The following is a 15,764-nucleotide window of genomic DNA, read 5'->3' as shown; positions in this document are numbered from 1 at the left end:
GTGTCTGCACGAGGGCTCGCATGGCGGGTCCTCGAGGCGACGGCGAGGGAGGAGCACCCCGGCCGGAGGGGCAGGGAGAGAGCGATTGCGCTCGAGCGAGTGGTCAGACCGCCTGGGTCCGGAGCCGGATGATCTCGGCGCGCGAGTGCTGGACCTCGGGACTGTCGTCGCCGTGTGCTCGGGCAAGGTCTTGGGCCAGATCGCGGGTGGCTCGGAGCAGATGCTTCTCGCGGTGCCGGCTGATCCCCTCGTCGCGCTGCCGGACGGCTGTCTTGCGGTCGTGGCGGCGGCCGGCCACTGCTGCCAGCTCGTCCGATGTGATCGTGCCGTTGGTGACCTCGGGGGCGAGGATGTCGTGCATCCAGCCGTGTTCGCGGTCGCGTGCCCAGCGCAGGGCGGTGAAGAGGATGAGAACGCTGGCGACGGTGAGCGTGACCATCAGCAGGAGCGCGACCGGGAGAGACCCGGCAGCCAGTGCCGAGGTGGCGTCCCAGACGCCGTGGACGAGGATCGCGGCGAGCATCAAGGCGATGCCGCGGCCCACGCGGCGTGGCTGGGCCGTGGTGCCGACGAGGTAGATGAGCCCGGCCGCGAACAGCGCGGTGTAGAGGGCGTGTGACGCGATGCCGCTGAGGGAGCGTCCGATGAAGGTGTGCAGCACGCTCGGGGCCTGATCGGCACCGAAGTGTTCGACGGCGGCGTTCTGCCCGTAGAGCATGTCCTCGAGGATCTGGAAGCCGAGGCCGACGTAGGCGCCGACGATGAGGCCGTCGTAGACGGTGCGGATCACCCGCGGCGCGAGTCCCCAGACGAGCAGGAAGGCCGCACCCTTGGCCGTCTCCTCGACGAACGGCGCGGTCAACCCGGCCTGCCAGTCGGTGGCCCAGGACTGGCCGAACAGCTTGACGTAGAGGGAGGAGAGAGCAGCGTTGCCCGAGAGGGCCATCGCCCACGGCGCCCCGAAGCCGCCGATGAGGAAGGCCGCCAGCGCCAGTTTCCCCGGTGTCCGCTCGAACCGGTCGAAGCGGTGCAGGAAGTAGAGGAAGACCAGCGCGAACAGCCCGGTGGACAGAACGGCGGCCACGTAGGCCTGGGCGAACGCGGTGGCGGTGTCCGCGACGGTGCCCACGACGTACCAGCTGCCGGCGACGAGGATGGCCAGGTACACCCAGAAGCAGGCGTTCCGCGGCTGGACGAAGCGGAAGCGGGCTCCCCAGCCGCTCACCGCGATCGCCGCTCGCCGGCGCTCCAGCTCGTCGGCCGGCGGCGTGGCAGCCGGGTCCACGGTGGCGGTCATGCCGCGTCCTCGTCGGTGAAGCTGGCGATCATGTCGACGACTTGATCGGACCGTTGGCCGATCTGTTCGGGCGTGCCGAGGACCTCGATGAGGATCCCCACCTCGCCGAAGACGTAGGCAGCGGAGACGCCGTTGCCACGGTTGGTGGTGAAGCCCTGCCCGACCCCGACGTCACCGTCGATGGTGGTGATCGTGGTCGGGTCTCCCACCAGGTCGACCTCCGTGTCCCCGAAGGTGCCGACCGTGGGGAACTCGTCCACTCGAGCGAGCAGCTCGCCGGCCGTGCCGGTCCAGGGGCCGGGCTGGACGGCGAAGGTCACGCCGTCCTGGACGAGGACGACGGCGGAGGGAACGGCGCCGCTGCGCGTCGCCTCCGTGGTCCGTATCCCCTGCTGCAGGTCCCAGCCGGGAGTGGGCGTGAAGGTGACCCCGCTGGCGCTGACCAGCACTTCGTCACCAGCCTGGACAGGGTTGGTGTAGTCCACCTGGCGGTTGACCCACGGAAGCACGACGGACCAGAGCAGCCAGACCGCCAGGGCCACGACGGCGAAGGGCAACGTGCGTCTGTCCAGGCCCAGGAACCGGTGCTCGACCGGCACCCGGTGACCGGTCGTGGTCGGCGCGCTCACAGCGCAGCCTCCCGGTCGTCGTACCCCCGTGGTCGCGAGCTGACCATGCGCGGACGCTACAGCCAGTTGTGCACGACTGAAACCCCGCGAACACACTCCTCGCGCAGTGCGGCTGGCGCGTGGCAGCGCGCTGAACTGCATCGCCAGCACCTCGCCGCCGGCCAAGTCACCATGCACGCTCTCCGGCACTTCCACGCCAGCCTGCTCCTCCGGCACGGCGAGGCGGTGACAATCGTTCAGGCCTAGCCCGGGCGTGACACAGGCCGCGATGGACGCCGTCCTCGGACGAGTTCCGGACTCTGTGCGGACCGACGCCCACCTCTGACCGTGCTTCAACTGGTCAGGGGTGGGCGACGGACGAGTCGGCCTGTACGCCGGGTTCTGTCCCCGGGCGCCTCGCGGCGTCCCGATGGGCGGTCATCCATCTAGGCCTGCCGTTGCCGGCAGGCTCGAGCGGTCCACCCGCAGGCTCGGGCGGGCAGCCCTCGAACGCCTGCGCAGGACGGTGGCCGGTCGCCCAGCCGCCGTCCCTCTCGACCTTGCTCCGGGTGGGGTTTACCGAGCCACACCGGTCACCCGGTGTGCGGTGGTCTCTTACACCGCCGTTTCACCCTTACCGGCCGCGCCTCCGGAGAGGAGCTGCCGGCGGTCTGTTCTCTGTGGCACTGTCCCGCGGGTCACCCCGGGTCGCCGTTAACGACCACCCTGCCCTGTGGAGCCCGGACGTTCCTCGGCGGCGGGGTCTCCCCCGCCGACGCGACCGCCCAGCCGACTCGTCCGTCGTGCCGAGGAGTCTAGCGGTGCGGCCACCCCGCAGGTCCCCACCGCACCGGCCGGGTCAGGCGTCGGTGGGGTCGGGTGGTGCGGTCTGGTCGAGCCAGGGTGGGTCGGGTTCGGGGTCGTGGCACCAGCCGGGTGGGCGGGTGGTGCGGGTGGCGCCGGCGGGTGTGGTGACGGTGAGGGTGGCGTCGGGGTGGAGGGTGAAGGTCCAGCCCGGCGCGTGGGTCTTGATGCGGTGATGACGGCGGCACAGGCAGCACAGGTTGTGGCAGGCGGTGGCTCCGCCGGCCACGTGTGGGGTGACGTGGTCCAGGTCCTGGCGGCCGGGTCGGCGGCGGCAGCCGGGCATGCGGCAGCGCCGGTCGCGGGCGTGGACCAGGCGGCGGTGGGCGGCGGTGGGCCGGTAGGCGCCGGTGGGTGGGGGTGGGCGCAGCCCCGGCCCGTCCGGCGGCGGGTCGTCGGGCGGTGACCCGGCCCAGTCGCGGTCAGCGGTGCGGGTGCCGGTGGCGGAGTGAGTGGCGGGGTGGGGCTGCGCTCCGGTGCGGCGGTTGAGGGGGTCGCGGCGGGTGCGGCGGCGGCCGGTGCCGGCGGCGCGGGCGAGTTCGGCGCGGGTGGCCACGGCGATCGTCTGGCCGGTGGCCGGGTCGTCCAGGGCGATCAGGATCGACCCGCCCGCCGGCGGTGGCTGCAGGTCCAGCACGTCCAGGTCGGTGAGCACCTGCCGGCACTGCGCGGCGGTGATCACCTGCCCGTCCAGCTCGCCCGGCGCCACCCCGTCCGGGCGCAGCCCGGGAACGGCGGCGTGCACGGTCAGCTGCGCGGTGACCGGCGGGCGGCGGGTGTCCCAGGGGCGCAGCACCAGATCCAGCGCCACCTGCGCGCGCAGCCGCCCGATCGGCGTCCGGTCCCCGTCGGCGCGCAGCCAGCGGGCGTACTGGTCCACCGCGTCCCGGGCGGCGTGCACCTGCGGCAGCGGCCCGTCGATCACCAACCGGCCCAACCCCTCCGGGGTGCGCTCCACGTGCACGTCGGCGCGGGCCTCGGCGCGCCGCCGGCGCCGGTCGCGCGCGGCGGCATCCAGCCGGTACAGGTGGTAGCGGGCCCGATCGGCCAACCGATCCGGCGTGCAGTCGGCGGCCGCGGGCAGCACCCGCGCCAGCACCCCGGCCGCCACCTCCCCGCTCGCATCCCCCAGCAGGTCGATCAGGATCTGCGCCTTGCGCACGCTGAGCGCGCCGGTGAACAACTCCGACCACACCGCCGCCAACGCGCCGGTCAGCAGCAACGACTGCGCCAGCAACCGCGCCGCCTCCGGCTCCGTGCAGCCGCGCACCACCGCCAACTCGGCCACGAACTCCTCCGCCGGCGCCACCGCACCCACCCGGCCCGCAGCACGCGCACCCCCGACCCCGCGGCGGCGGGCCAACTCGGCCACCGTCGCCGCCTGCACCGCGAACTCCTTGGCCATCCGCGCATCGGTGGACCAGATGTCGGCCACCAGATCGACGTCCCCCACCGCCGCCGACACCACCTCCGACGGCAGCACCGGGACCGCCACGCCCCTCCCCACCGCCGTCGTCATGACCCGCACGCCAGGCCGCAGGTACGACAGTTCGCGCAGCCCAGCGGCCGGGCGGCGAAAGACAGACCGGCGACGCGGTCAGCCCGCGTAGAGGGCGAACCCCGCCGTCCGCCGGCCGTCCGCACCCACCGGCGTCACCATGTCGACCTGTCGACGTGCCTGCACGTCGACAGGGTCGTCCGACAGCGCCTGCAGGTACCGGCGGTGCTCGGCGAGCGAGGCGACGGCGGCCTCGACGCCGTCGGTGACGTCCACGGTGTGGGTGACGCCGACCGGCGTGCTGACGGCGATCCACCGCACCCCCTGCCACGGCTCGGGGTCGGCGAGCTCGGGGAAGACCCACTCGTTGGCCGCGTCGGCGACCGCGTCGACCGCGCACCGGCCCAGCGCCCGGTGGTCGGCGCTGTTCCACGCCCCCGGCGCGGCTCCCGGCGGCGTCCACGTCTCGCCCCAGTGCATGGTCACGACGAGCTCGGGCCGGTGCCGCCGGACCGCCGCGGCCAGCGAGCGGCGCAGCTCCAGCCCCTCGACCAGCCGCCCGTCGGGGTGGCCCAGGAACTCGACCACCGACACCCCGACCGCGGCCGCCGCCCGGCGCTGCTCCTCCTCGCGGACCGGCCCGGCGACCTCCGGCGGGCACCCGGCGATGCCGGCCTCGCCGCTGGTCGCCAGGACGTAGCGGACGTCGCGGCCGGCCGCCGTCCACACCGCGACCGCGGCGGCGCAGCCGTACTCCACGTCGTCGGGGTGGGCGGCGACCACCAGGACACGTTCCCAGTCGTCGGGCAGCGGCTCGGGGGCGGCGTCGGTCATGGGACTCCATCCTGCCCGGTCAGCGGCCGCCTGCCACCCGAGCGGGATCGGGACGGGCGCCACCCGCAGCGGCGACCGCCCACGCTCCGGCCCTGACCCGCCGGGGGGAGGCGGCTCCAGCCCGGGCGCGCACCGGCCGATGGGGAGGCATGCCCGCCCTCTCGCGTCCGCGGCTGCTGCCCGGCGTGCCGCGCTGGGCTCTCGCCACCGTCGCGGCCGGCACCACCGTGCAGCTCGTCGTCTCCGCGGCCGACGCGATGCCGCCCGCCGGGACGACGGGCCGCGTGCTGCTGACCCTCCCGCTGCACCTGGGCGCGGCCGCCGTCCTGCTGTGGCGTGCCCGCCGGGTGCCGCACGACCGGGACGTGTGGCTGCGCCTGGCGCTGGGCGGCGCCACCGTCGCCGGTCTCCTCGCCGTCGGGATCGTCGCGACGCTGGTCCCCGCGCTCGCCGAGCCGGCCGGGACCCTCCTCCCCTGGGCGCCCGTGGCCGCGTTCCCCTTCTTCTACGGCGGGCTGGTGCTGTGGAACCGGTACAGCACCGGCCTGGCCGACCCCGACGACCTCCTCAACGGGATCTCGGCGCTGCTCGCCGTCGTGGCGGTGCTCGCCCTGGTGCTGCACCGCACCGGCTGGGCGGCCGCCGCCCTGACCGAGCCCCACCTCCTGCCGCTGCTGGCGCAGGTGGCGGCGACCTTCGTGCTGGCCGGGACCGCCGCCTCGGCGGCCTTCCTGGGCGCCATGCGCCGGGACGCGAGGCCATGGCTGGTGGCCGGTTTCTTCCTCACGGTCCTCGCCGGCGCCCTCGCCACCGTGGCCACCGGCGAGCGGCCGGCCTGGGCGCCGGCCGCCACGGCCATGGGCGCGCTCCTCCTGACCGTCGCCGCCGCGCTCCGCCCCTCGGCCGCCGTCCCGCGGGCCACCGACCCCGCGTCCTCCACCATCGGGGCGTTCGTCGTCATCACCTCCTCCGTCGGCGTGCTCGCGGTCGCCGCCACCGGACGCCCGGTCCCCGCCGCCGTCTGGTGCGCCGCGCTCGCGGCCGCCGGCGCGAGCCTCCGGCTGCTGGTGAACGTCCGCGAGCTGGCGACGCTCGCCGTCAGCCGGCGCGAGGCGCTGACCGACGACCTCACCGGCCTGGCCAACCGCCGCGCCGTCCAGCGCCGGGCTCAGGAACTGGTCGACGGCGGGGTCCCGTTCGTCTTCGCGCTGCTGGACCTCGACCGGTTCAAGGAGGTCAACGACGGCCTCGGCCACGGCGCCGGCGACGACCTGCTGCGGCTGGTCGGCGGCCGCCTCACCGGCGTCGTCCGCGCCGGTGACCTGCTCGGTCGGCTGGGCGGCGACGAGTTCGCGATCGTGGCGGTCGTCGAACCCGGCGTCCGTCCCGAGGTGACGGCGCAGGCGCTGTGCGCCCGGCTGGCCGCCGACCTCACCGAGCCGTTCACCGTCGCCGGCATGCCGGTGCACGTCGGCGCCAGCATCGGCGTGACGACGGCGGGCACCTCCGGGACCGGCGACGACCCGGCCCGGCTGCTGCGCGAGGCGGACGCCGCCATGTACGACGCCAAGCGCACCGGCCGCGGCTGGGCGCTGTACGACGACGACGTCCACGCCGGCGGCGCCACCACCCTGGCCCTCGTCGAGGAGCTGCGCACCGCCCTGGACTCCGGCCAGCTGGTCCTGGTGCACCAGCCGCAGGTCGACGTCGCCACGGGGGAGACCGTCGGCGTGGAGGCCCTCGTGCGCTGGGACCACCCGCGGCGCGGGCTGCTCGGCCCGGCCGACTTCCTGCCGGCCGCCGAGGCGCACGGGCTGATGGGGCCCCTGACAGACCGGGTCCTGGCCGCGGCGGTGACGCAGCTGGCCCGCTGGCGCCACGACGGCCTGGACCTGCGCGTCTCGGTGAACCTGTCGGCGAGCAACCTGCTGGACACCGCGCTCCCCCAGCGGGTCACCGAGCTGCTGCTGGTGCACGGTGTGCCCGCGGCGTCGCTGGTCCTCGAGGTCACCGAGTCGGTGCTGCTCAGCGACCCCCACCGCAGCCACGCGGTGCTGGCCGCACTGCGCGCCCTCGGCGTCGGCCTGAGCATCGACGACTTCGGCACCGGCTACTGCTCGCTGGCCTACCTGCGCGAGTTGCCGGTCAGCGAGCTCAAGCTCGACCGCTCCTTCACCGCCGACCTGGTCGCCGACGCGCGCACCGAGGCGATCGTGGTGAGCACGGTCGAGCTCGCCCACCGGCTCGGCCTGCGCGTGGTCGCCGAGGGCGTCGAGGACGAGCGGACCCTCGCCCGCCTGGCCGCGCTCGGCTGCGACGAGAGCCAGGGCTACCTGCACGCCCGCCCGCTGCCGGCCGCCGCGCTGGAGACCTGGCTGGCCGCCCGCCGGGTGCCGTCGGGCCGCTCCCGGTACTGACCACCGGGCCGGCCACACCGGGCCGACCCGACGGCACCGCTACTCGCCGCCGCGGCCCGGCTCGCCGATCGCGATCATCGCCTCGACCGCGCGGCGCGCCCGCGCGGCCGTCTCCGGGTCGACGTCGACGGCGCCCTCGCCGGTGCGCAGCGTGTCCAGCAGCTTCGCCGGCGTGATCATCTTCATGTAGCGGCAGGCCGCCCGGTCGTTCATCGGGATGAACTGGGTGCCGGCGTTGAGGGCCCGGAGCTGGTGCAGGATCCCGACCTCGGTGGCGACGAGGACCTGGCCGGCCGTCGTCCGCGCCGCGGCCTCGGCCATGCCGCCGGTGGACAGCACCCGGGTGCGGTCGGCGGGCAGGTCCCCGTGGCTCACCAGGTCCAGCACGGAGGTGGTGCAGCCGCACTCGGGGTGCACCAGGATCTCGGCGTCCGGGTGCGCGGCGACCTGCGCGCGGACGTCGGAGGGGCTGATGCCCGCGTGCACGTGGCACTCCCCCGCCCACACGTGGATGTCCTCGCGCCCGGTCACCCGCTTCACGTGCGCGCCGAGGAACTGGTCGGGCAGGAACAGGATCTCCCGGTCGGCCGGGATCGAGCGGATGACGTCGGCGGCGTTGGACGAGGTGCAGCAGATGTCGGTCTCGGCCTTCACCGCGGCGGTCGTGTTCACGTAGCTGACGACGACGGCGCCCGGGTGCTCGGCCTTCCACTCGCGCAGCTGCTCGGCGGTGATGCTGTCGGCCAGCGAGCAGCCGGCGGCGTGGTCGGGCAGCAGCACGGTCTTGTCCGGCGAGAGGATCTTCGCCGTCTCGGCCATGAAGTGGACGCCGCAGAAGACGATCTCGCGGGCGTCGGTCTGCGCCGCGACCCGCGACAGGTACAGCGAGTCACCGGTGTGGTGGGCGACGTCCTGGATCTCGGGGACCTGGTAGTTGTGCGCCAGGACCACCGCGCCGCGCTCGTCGGCCAGGCGCCGCACCTCCGCGGCCCAGCTCTCGTACTCGGCGGGCGAGAGGGTGCGCTCGTCGCCGGTGACGGCGGGGGTGGCGGGCGCGATCGTCGGGGTCACACGGTCTCCAGGGGGTCGGGCGGTGGCCACATGATCCCCGGGACCGCGGCGGGGTCCGCGGCCGGGGCACCAGGTGCAACGCCCGCCGCCCGCGGCCGCCTTCCCTCAGCGCAGGACGTCGTAGGTCAGGAACGTCACCCGGCTGCCCTGCACCACCTGCGGGTCGGCGAGCCGCACCTCCGGGGGTCCGCCGGCGCCGAAGTAGGGCCGGCCCGAGCCCAGGACGACCGGCACCTGGGCGAGCACCACCCGGTCGACCAGTCCCTCCCGCAGGGCCTGCCCGCCGACGTCGCCGGCCGAGACGGTCACGTCGCGGTCCCCGGCGAGCTCCCGGGCCCGCTCGACGCCCGTCCGGACGTCGGGCGCGAAGGAGAACGGCGCCGTGCCCGCGTGCGCCCAGTCCGTCGCGGGCCGGTGGGTGACGACGACGACGTGTTCGCCGTTGGGCGGGACCCCTCCCCAGCCGTCGGTGAGGTCGAACAGCCGGCGGCCGCACACCATGACCCCCACCCGGCCGGCGAACTCGCGCAGGAACTCCGCGGTGGGCGCCGTGACGGAGAAGGGGCGGGCCCGGTCGGTGAACGTCACCTCGACGTCGCCGTTGCCGTACCAGTCGAACAGGGGGCCGGGCATGTCGTCGTCCCGGCCGACGAACCCGTCCAGCGACACCGCCGCGAACAGCACCACCGCGCCCATGGCGCACCTCCTCGTCCCCGGCCCCGGTGGGGCCGTCCGCCGGTAGGACGGCTCGCGGGCGGCCGGCTCATCGGCCGGGCCGCCGGCGCGCCGGGATCAGGGCAGGTGCGAGACGTCGTTGACCAGGCGCACCGAGTGCCGGCCGTCGGTGGACCAGGCCACCGTCGACAGCGACGCCGCGGCGAGGAACACGCGGTGCACCACCGCGTCGTCGACGTCGAGCGCGGCGGCCAGCAGCAGCTTGATCGGCGTCACGTGGCTGACCAGCAGCACCGTCCGGCCGCGGTGCTCGTGCAGCACGCGCGCCCGGGCGCGGGCGACCCGGCGGCTCACGTCGGCGATCGACTCGCCGCCCGGCGTGGGGACGTCGACCTCGCTGAACACGCGCCGCGCCGCCAGCGGGTGCCGGCGCCGCGCCTCGTCGGCGGTCAGCCCCTCCAGGTCGCCGAAGTCCATCTCGACGAGGTCGTCGTCGAACAGGACCGGCAGCCCCACCCGGGCGGCCACGATCTCCGCGGTCTCGCGGGTCCGACGCAGCGGCGAGGCGACGACGACGTCGATCCCCAGCCCCGCGGCCCGCTCGGCGGCGGCCTCGGCCTGCGCACGGCCGATCGCCGACAGCGGCAGCTCGTTGCGGCCGCTGAACCGGCGTTCGGGGGTGTGCTCGGTCTGCCCGTGCCGCAGCAGGTGCGTCACGGTGGTGACGGCGGGCTCGCGCTCGGGAGCGGCGGGCTGGACGTCGTCCTCGGTGCGGCTGGGCTCCGCGGCCAGGTCGCGGTGCACCGGCCGGCCGTCCATCGCGCTGTTGGCCAGGGCGTCGGCCGCGGCGTTCTGCGCCCGCGGCACCCACGTGTAGCGGACCTCGCCGAGCTGCCGGGCGATCGCCTGCGCCTGCACCGCGAGCTTCTGCATGTCCGGGTGCTTGACCTTCCAGCGCCCCGACATCTGCTCGACGACCAGCTTGGAGTCCATCCGGACCTCGACCCGCGCGGTCCCCGCGCCGGCGCCGGTCAGGTCGAGCACCGCCTGCAGGCCGGCCACCAGGCCGCCGTACTCGGCGACGTTGTTGGTGGCCCGCCCGACGCTGGCCGCCCGCTCGGCGAGCACCGTGCCGGTGGCGGCGTCGCGGACCAGCGCGCCGTACCCGGCCGGGCCCGGGTTGCCCCGCGACCCGCCGTCGGCCTCCACCACGAACCGGCCGCTCACCGCGGCCCCCGCCCGGCCGCGCCCGCCGCTCCCCCGCCCGTCCTCACAGCCCGGACTCGGCCGTGCGGACGAGGATCCGACCGCAGTTCTCGCACCGCACGACCTCGTGCGGGTCGGCGTTGCGCACGGCGGCGAGGTCGCGGCCGTTGAGCTCGATCCGGCAGCCCTGGCACTGGCGCGCCTGCAGCAGCGCGGCACCGGTGGTGCCGGTCTGGGCGCGGATCCGGTCGTAGAGGGCCAGCAGCGGCGGGGAGACGGCGGCCGCGGCCGAGGCGCGGGTGCCCTCGTGGTCGGACGTGCGGACCGTGACGTCGGCCAGGGCGTCGTCGCGCAGCTGCTCGGCGCGGGCCAGCGCCTCCCGGGCGGTGCCGTGCGCCTCCTGCGCCCGGGCCAGCGTCGCCTCGGCGGTCTCGACCTGCTCCATGAGCTCGAGCTCGGAGTCCTCCAGGTCGGACTGGCGCCGCTGCAGCGACTCCAGCTCGTGCTGCAGGTCGGTCATCTGCTTGGCCGAGACGCTGCCGGACTCCAGCAGCTTCTGGTCCTTGGCCGCGCGGGCCCGCACGGTCTCCACGTCGGCCTCGAGCCGGGCGACCTCCCGCTGCAGGTCGCGGACCTCGGTCTCGGCGCGGACGACGGCGCCGGCGGTGTCCCGCTCGGCCTCCGCCGCGGCCTCGACGGCCGCCGCCTCGGGCAGGGTGCGCCGCCGGTGCGCGAGCTGGGTGAGCGCGACGTCCTCGGCGGCGAGGGCCAGCAGCTTCTGCTGGTCGAAGTGGTCGGCCTTCACCGGCTCAACCTACCGGTCCCGGGGCCCCGTCCTGGGCGACGTGCGCCGTCCAGGGGTCGGTCCGCTCCCGGGAGACCAGGACCTCGACCCGGCCGCCGAGGTCCGCGGCCAGCGTCCGCGCCGCGACCGGCAGCCACGGCCACTCGGTCGCCCAGTGCGCGACGTCGACCAGGGCGGGGGAACCGGGGGCGAGCGCGGCGGCCTCGCCGGCCTCGGAGACGGGGTGGTGCCGCAGGTCGCTGGTGAGCAGGACGTCGGCACCGGCCGCGGCGGCCGCGGCCAGCAGCGAGCCGCCGCTGCCGCCGCACACCGCCACGGTCGTGACCGGCCGCTCCGGGTCGCCGGCCACCCGCACGCCGCCCGCGGTGGCCGGCAGCGCCGCGGCCGCGCGGGCGGCGAACCCGGCCAGCGGCAGCGGCGCGGGCAGCCGGCCGACCCGCCCCAGCCCGGCGCGGGGGTCGGACCCCGCCGGCTCCAGCGGGACGGCGTCCACCAGGCCGAGCACCTCCGCGAGCGCGTCGTTCACCCCGGTGCCCGGGGCGCGATCGGCGTTGGTGTGCGCCACGAACAGGCCGGCGCGGGCGCGGACCAGGCGGTGCACCAGCCGGCCCTTGGGGTCGTCGGCGGGCACCCCGTGCACGCCGCGCAGGAAGAGCGGGTGGTGGGTGACCAGCAGGCCCGCGCCCGAGGCCACCACCTCGTCCACGACGGCGGCGACCGGGTCGACGGCGAACACGACCCGCTCGACCGGGTCGTCCCGGTCGCCGCAGACGAGCCCGACGGCGTCCCAGTCCTCGGCCAGCGCCGGGTCGTAGCGGGCCTCCAGCGCGGCGACGACCTCGCCCAGCGTTGCGGTCACCGCCGGACGTTAACCGAGCGCGCCAGCACCACCCGGCGCCCGTGCCGTTCCAGAGCGGCCTCGGCGCGGACCACGGCCGCCAGCCCCGGGCCGACCTCCGTCGCCGGGACGAACCCGTGCCGGGCGTACCAGGGGGCGTTCCACGGGACGTCGGCGTAGGTGGTCAGGGTGAGCCTGCGGGCACCGGCCTCCCGGGCCTGGTCGAGCGCGGCGGTCAGCAGCGCCGCACCCAGCCCGCGGCGCATGGCGGCGGGGTGCACCGACAGCTGGTCCAGGTGCACGTCGCCGTCCAGCCGGGAGAGGACGGCCAGCCCCCGCGGCGGCCGCCCGGCCACGAGGACCCGCCACGCCCGGGCGAGCTCCTCCGCGGGTGCGGGGGCGGGCAGGTCGGTGATGCCGAGCGCCTCGAAGAGGGTGTCCGCGGCCGCCTCGATCCCCGGCAGCGCCGCGAGGTCGGCGGGCTCGGCGAGCCGCACGTCGGGGTCCACGGCCGGCCACCCTGCCAGGGCCCGGCCCGCTCGTCGCCCGGTTTCGTCCACCCCCTCCCGGCGGTGGTTGGAGCGGGCCGGGCCCGGGGATGGGCACCCCGTGGCGGAGCGGTCGTTGCGGGCACCGGCGTGGCTGGAGGAGCTGGTCCGCACCACTCCCCCGGCGATCCCCTGGCCCGACGTGCTGCGGTTCGCCGTGACCGTGCCCATGCCCCTGGCCGTCGCGGTGCTCGTGGCCGGCGGCGTCACGGCGGGCCCGGAGCTCGGCGCCGGCGTCTTCGGCACGACCGGCGCCCTGGCCGCCTGCCTGGCCCCGATGGGCGGGCCGCTGCGCGACCGGCTGCGGCGCACGCTGGCGGCCACCGCCTGCGGCGCCGCCGGGCTGCTGGTCGGGCAGTACGCGGTCGGCGACGGCTGGCAGCCGATCCTGGTGATCGCGCTGGTGTCGGCCGTCGCGGCGCTGCTGAGCACGGTGAACGCGGCGCTGTCGCTGGGCTCGCTGCAGCTGCTGGTCTACACCGCCCTGGCCTCGGGGCTGGTCAGCCCCCTGTCGACCGCCGCGGAGATCGGGTTCTTCTTCGCCGGGGCCGGCTGGGCGCTGCTCACCACGCTCGTGCAGGCCGCGGTCGAGCGCGACGACCCCGACCGGACCGCGGTGGCCGCCGTCTTCGGCCGCATCGGCGAGCTCCTGGCGCTGGCCGGCACCGCCGAGGGCGAGCGGACCGACGAGGCGCGCCGACGGCTGACGGCCGCTCTGAACGCGGCCTACGACCGGGTCATCCGCAGCCGCAGCTCGACCGCCGGGCGCAGCCGCCAGCTGTCGGAGCTGGCCGGGGTGCTCAACGCCGCCGCCCCGCTGGTGGAGGGCACCGTGGCCGCCGTCCGCGCCGGGGCGCCGGCCGACCCGCACGACGTCACGGCGGTGCACGCGCTGGCCGCCGCCGTCACCGGCGCGCGGGAGCTGCCGGCGCAGCGGCCGGCGCCGCTGGACGACGGGCCGCCGACCCGGCGCGCGGTGCGGCACGGCCTGCGGCTGGCGTGGAACGTCGTCGGGGACCCCGAGGAGCGGGCCGGCGCGGCCGTCGAGCTGCCCGCGCTGGACCGGCGCACCCGCCTGCGCGACCTCGCCGACCGCACGGTGGCCAGCCCCGACAGCCGCTCGTTCGCCCTCCGCCTGACGCTGTGCATGACGACCGCGGAGGTGGCCCGGCAGCTGCTGCCGCTGGAGCGCCCCTACTGGGTGCTGCTCACCGTCGCGATCGTGCTCAAACCCGACTTCGGATCGGTGTTCACGCGGGCGGTGCAGCGCGGGGTGGGCACCGTGCTCGGCGTCCTCATCGGCTCGCTGCTGCTCGCGGTGCTGCCGCGCGACGCCTGGGTGCTGGTGGCGATGGCCGTCGCGGCGGGCCTGCTGCCCTGGGCCCGCGCCGCCAACTTCGGCCTGTTCTCGGTGTTCCAGACGCCGGTGATCATCCTGCTGCTCGACCTCGCGCTGGCCGGCGGCCCGGGGCTGGTCGCCGCCCGGGTGCTCGACACCCTCGTCGGCTGCCTCATCGTGCTGGTCGTCGGCTACGCGCTGTGGCCGCAGACCTGGCGGGCGCCGCTGGACGAGGCGCTGCGCGACGCGACCACCGCGCTGGAGGCCTTCGCCGGGGCGGCGTTCGGCGGCGACGCCGCCCAGGCCCGCCGCGCCCGCCGGCGCACCTACCGGGCGCTGACCGAGGTCCAGACGCAGCTGCAGCGGCGGCTGGCCGAGCCGCCGCCGATCAGCACCCGCGCCGCCGCCTGGTGGCCGGTGATCGTGCAGCTGGAGCGCGCCGCCGACGCCGTGACCGAGGGCGTGATCGCGGTGCGTACCGGCGAGCCGCCCCCCGACCCGGGGCAGGTGGCCGCGGTCCGGCGGGCGATCTCCCGCCTGCGGGACGACGTCCGCGCCGACCGGGCGCCCGACGACGCGGAGATCCTCGCCGAGGGCGTGCTCGCGCCGCTGGCCCGCGAGGTCGACGCCGCCAGACGGCTGGTCCGGGAGGCCGCTCCCGGGCGCCGCGCGGCGGCCTGAGCGCGCCGGCCCCGGTTGGCCGACGCCCGTCCCGGGCAGCACCGGCGCGTGCCCCTGCCGCCCGGCGTCGACGCGCCCGTCCCCGGCCCGCCCGGTCCCCCGCCGCCCGGGTCCACCACCGTCCGCACCGACGACGGCGTGGACCTGCACGTGGAGGTCGACGGCCCCGCGGACGGCGGGGCGGGCGGGGGCGGCACCGCCCCGCTCACCGTCGTCCTCTCGCACGGCTTCACCGCCCGCCTCGCGGAGTTCGACGGGCAGCGGGCCGCGCTGCGCGACCGCGCCCGGCTCGTGCTCTGGGACCAGCGCGGCCACGGGCGCTCCGGCTGGACCCGGCTCACCGCCGCCACCATCGACCGCACCGGCCGCGACCTCGGGCAGGTGCTGGACGCGGTCGTCCCGCGGGGGCCGGTCGTGCTGGCCGGGCACTCGATGGGCGGGATGAGCGTCATGGCGCTGGCCCGCCAGCGCCCGGAGCTGTTCGGCACCCGCGTGGTCGGCGCCTTCCTGCTCGCCACCTCCGCCGGCGGCCTGGCGCGCACCGGCGCGGTCGGCCGGTTCCTCGCCGTGGTCCGGCGGCTGCACCTGCTCGGCCCGTGGCTGCGCTGGCTGCAGGTCGTCGCGCCGCTGCTGGAGCGCACCCGCCGCCGCGGGACGGCGCTGGGCCGCTGGGTCACCCGCCGGTACCTGTTCGGCAGCCAGGACGCCGACCCCGCCGACGTCCGCCTGGTCGCCGACCTGCTGGAGGAGACGCCGTACACGGTGACGCTGGCGTTCTGGTCGACGTTCCTCGACCACGACGAGAGCGCCGCCCTGCCCGTGCTGGGGCGGGTGCCGACCACCGTCGTCGCCGGTACCGACGACCGGCTCACCCCCGTCGAGCACGGCCGCCGCCTGGCCGGGCTGCTCGGGCCCGACGCCGAGCTGGTCGTCGTCCCCGGCGCCGGGCACAGCGTGAACCTCACCCGGCCCGACGTCGTCGACGGGGCGCTGGCGCGACTGCTGGACCGCGTCGAGGAGCGGCTGCGCGGCGCTCGGACCGGCTGACGCCCGCGCCCGGGTGGCGGCCCGGCTGCGATTGCG

13 protein-coding genes and 1 other RNA gene are annotated in these 15,764 nt (G+C 76.5%); 3 read left to right on the top strand and 11 right to left on the bottom strand.

Annotation, left to right across the window (positions count from 1 at the left end):
- Positions 1–103 precede the first annotated feature (103 nt).
- From ACI781_RS08310 to ACI781_RS08290, 5 genes are all read right to left on the bottom strand, one after another.
- The gene (locus ACI781_RS08310; protein ID WP_456565610.1) at positions 104–1,297 is read right to left on the bottom strand and encodes a PrsW family intramembrane metalloprotease; all 1,194 of its coding nucleotides are present in this window, start codon (positions 1,295–1,297) and stop codon (positions 104–106) included.
- Entirely contained in the window at positions 1,294–1,926 is a 633-nt protein-coding gene (locus ACI781_RS08305) for a hypothetical protein (protein WP_456565609.1), read from the bottom strand. Before ACI781_RS08305 ends, ACI781_RS08310 begins: the two co-directional genes overlap by 4 nt.
- A gap of 354 nt (positions 1,927–2,280) precedes the next feature.
- Positions 2,281–2,702: RNase P RNA component class A (gene rnpB, locus ACI781_RS08300), an RNA gene on the bottom strand.
- A 62-nt stretch (positions 2,703–2,764) separates the two neighbouring features.
- Positions 2,765–4,264 (bottom strand): HNH endonuclease signature motif containing protein, encoded by a 1,500-nt coding sequence (locus ACI781_RS08295; RefSeq protein WP_456565608.1) that lies wholly within the window; start codon positions 4,262–4,264, stop codon positions 2,765–2,767.
- Between the two features lie 102 nt (positions 4,265–4,366).
- Positions 4,367–5,101, bottom strand: a complete 735-nt coding sequence (locus ACI781_RS08290) for a PIG-L deacetylase family protein (protein ID WP_456565607.1) — start codon at positions 5,099–5,101, stop codon at positions 4,367–4,369.
- Between the two features lie 149 nt (positions 5,102–5,250).
- Here ACI781_RS08290 and ACI781_RS08285 point away from each other — a divergent pair, with 149 nt between their 5' ends.
- Positions 5,251–7,518 carry a putative bifunctional diguanylate cyclase/phosphodiesterase gene (locus ACI781_RS08285; RefSeq protein WP_456565606.1) on the top strand — a complete coding sequence of 756 codons (2,268 nt, stop codon included), beginning with the start codon at positions 5,251–5,253 and terminating at the stop codon, positions 7,516–7,518.
- A 39-nt stretch (positions 7,519–7,557) separates the two neighbouring features.
- Here ACI781_RS08285 and nadA read toward each other — a convergent pair whose 3' ends face one another.
- From nadA to ACI781_RS08255, 6 genes are all read right to left on the bottom strand, one after another.
- Positions 7,558–8,589, bottom strand: a complete 1,032-nt coding sequence (gene nadA / locus ACI781_RS08280; RefSeq protein WP_456565605.1) for a quinolinate synthase NadA — start codon at positions 8,587–8,589, stop codon at positions 7,558–7,560.
- Positions 8,590–8,694: 105 nt separating this feature from the next.
- Positions 8,695–9,285, bottom strand: coding sequence for a dihydrofolate reductase family protein (locus ACI781_RS08275; protein WP_456565604.1), 591 nt, complete (start codon positions 9,283–9,285; stop codon positions 8,695–8,697).
- Between the two features lie 96 nt (positions 9,286–9,381).
- Positions 9,382–10,491, bottom strand: coding sequence for a bifunctional RNase H/acid phosphatase (locus ACI781_RS08270; RefSeq protein WP_456565603.1), 1,110 nt, complete (start codon positions 10,489–10,491; stop codon positions 9,382–9,384).
- 43 nt (positions 10,492–10,534) lie between these two features.
- Positions 10,535–11,275 carry a zinc ribbon domain-containing protein gene (locus ACI781_RS08265; RefSeq protein ID WP_456565602.1) on the bottom strand — a complete coding sequence of 247 codons (741 nt, stop codon included), beginning with the start codon at positions 11,273–11,275 and terminating at the stop codon, positions 10,535–10,537.
- A 4-nt stretch (positions 11,276–11,279) separates the two neighbouring features.
- Complete coding sequence (locus ACI781_RS08260; protein WP_456565601.1) at positions 11,280–12,134, bottom strand: Nif3-like dinuclear metal center hexameric protein; 855 nt, start codon at positions 12,132–12,134, stop codon at positions 11,280–11,282.
- On the bottom strand, positions 12,131–12,622 hold the full coding sequence (locus tag ACI781_RS08255) for a GNAT family N-acetyltransferase (RefSeq protein ID WP_456565600.1): 492 nt from the start codon (positions 12,620–12,622) through the stop codon (positions 12,131–12,133). Before ACI781_RS08255 ends, ACI781_RS08260 begins: the two co-directional genes overlap by 4 nt.
- A 100-nt stretch (positions 12,623–12,722) precedes the next feature.
- On the opposite strand from ACI781_RS08255, the gene ACI781_RS08250 reads away from it, so the two are divergent.
- Positions 12,723–14,681, top strand: coding sequence for an FUSC family protein (locus ACI781_RS08250; RefSeq protein WP_456565599.1), 1,959 nt, complete (start codon positions 12,723–12,725; stop codon positions 14,679–14,681).
- 48 nt (positions 14,682–14,729) lie between these two features.
- Positions 14,730–15,728: an alpha/beta fold hydrolase gene (locus ACI781_RS08245; RefSeq protein WP_456565598.1), complete on the top strand. Its 999-nt coding sequence runs from the start codon at positions 14,730–14,732 to the stop codon at positions 15,726–15,728.
- The last annotated feature ends 36 nt before the right edge of the window (positions 15,729–15,764 follow it).

This window comes from Blastococcus sp. SYSU D00695, assembly GCF_054050555.1.
This window is presented reverse-complemented; position numbering and strand designations above follow the sequence as displayed.

Bases quoted from the DNA above. Each gene is read 5' to 3' on its own strand.
- ACI781_RS08310 (WP_456565610.1), bottom strand. From the start codon at position 1,297: ATGACCGCCACCGTGGACCCGGCTGCCACGCCGCCGGCCGACGAGCTG.
- ACI781_RS08290 (WP_456565607.1), bottom strand. From the start codon at position 5,101: ATGACCGACGCCGCCCCCGAGCCGCTGCCCGACGACTGGGAACGTGTC.
- ACI781_RS08285 (WP_456565606.1), top strand. From the start codon at position 5,251: ATGCCCGCCCTCTCGCGTCCGCGGCTGCTGCCCGGCGTGCCGCGCTGG.
- ACI781_RS08275 (WP_456565604.1), bottom strand. From the start codon at position 9,285: ATGGGCGCGGTGGTGCTGTTCGCGGCGGTGTCGCTGGACGGGTTCGTC.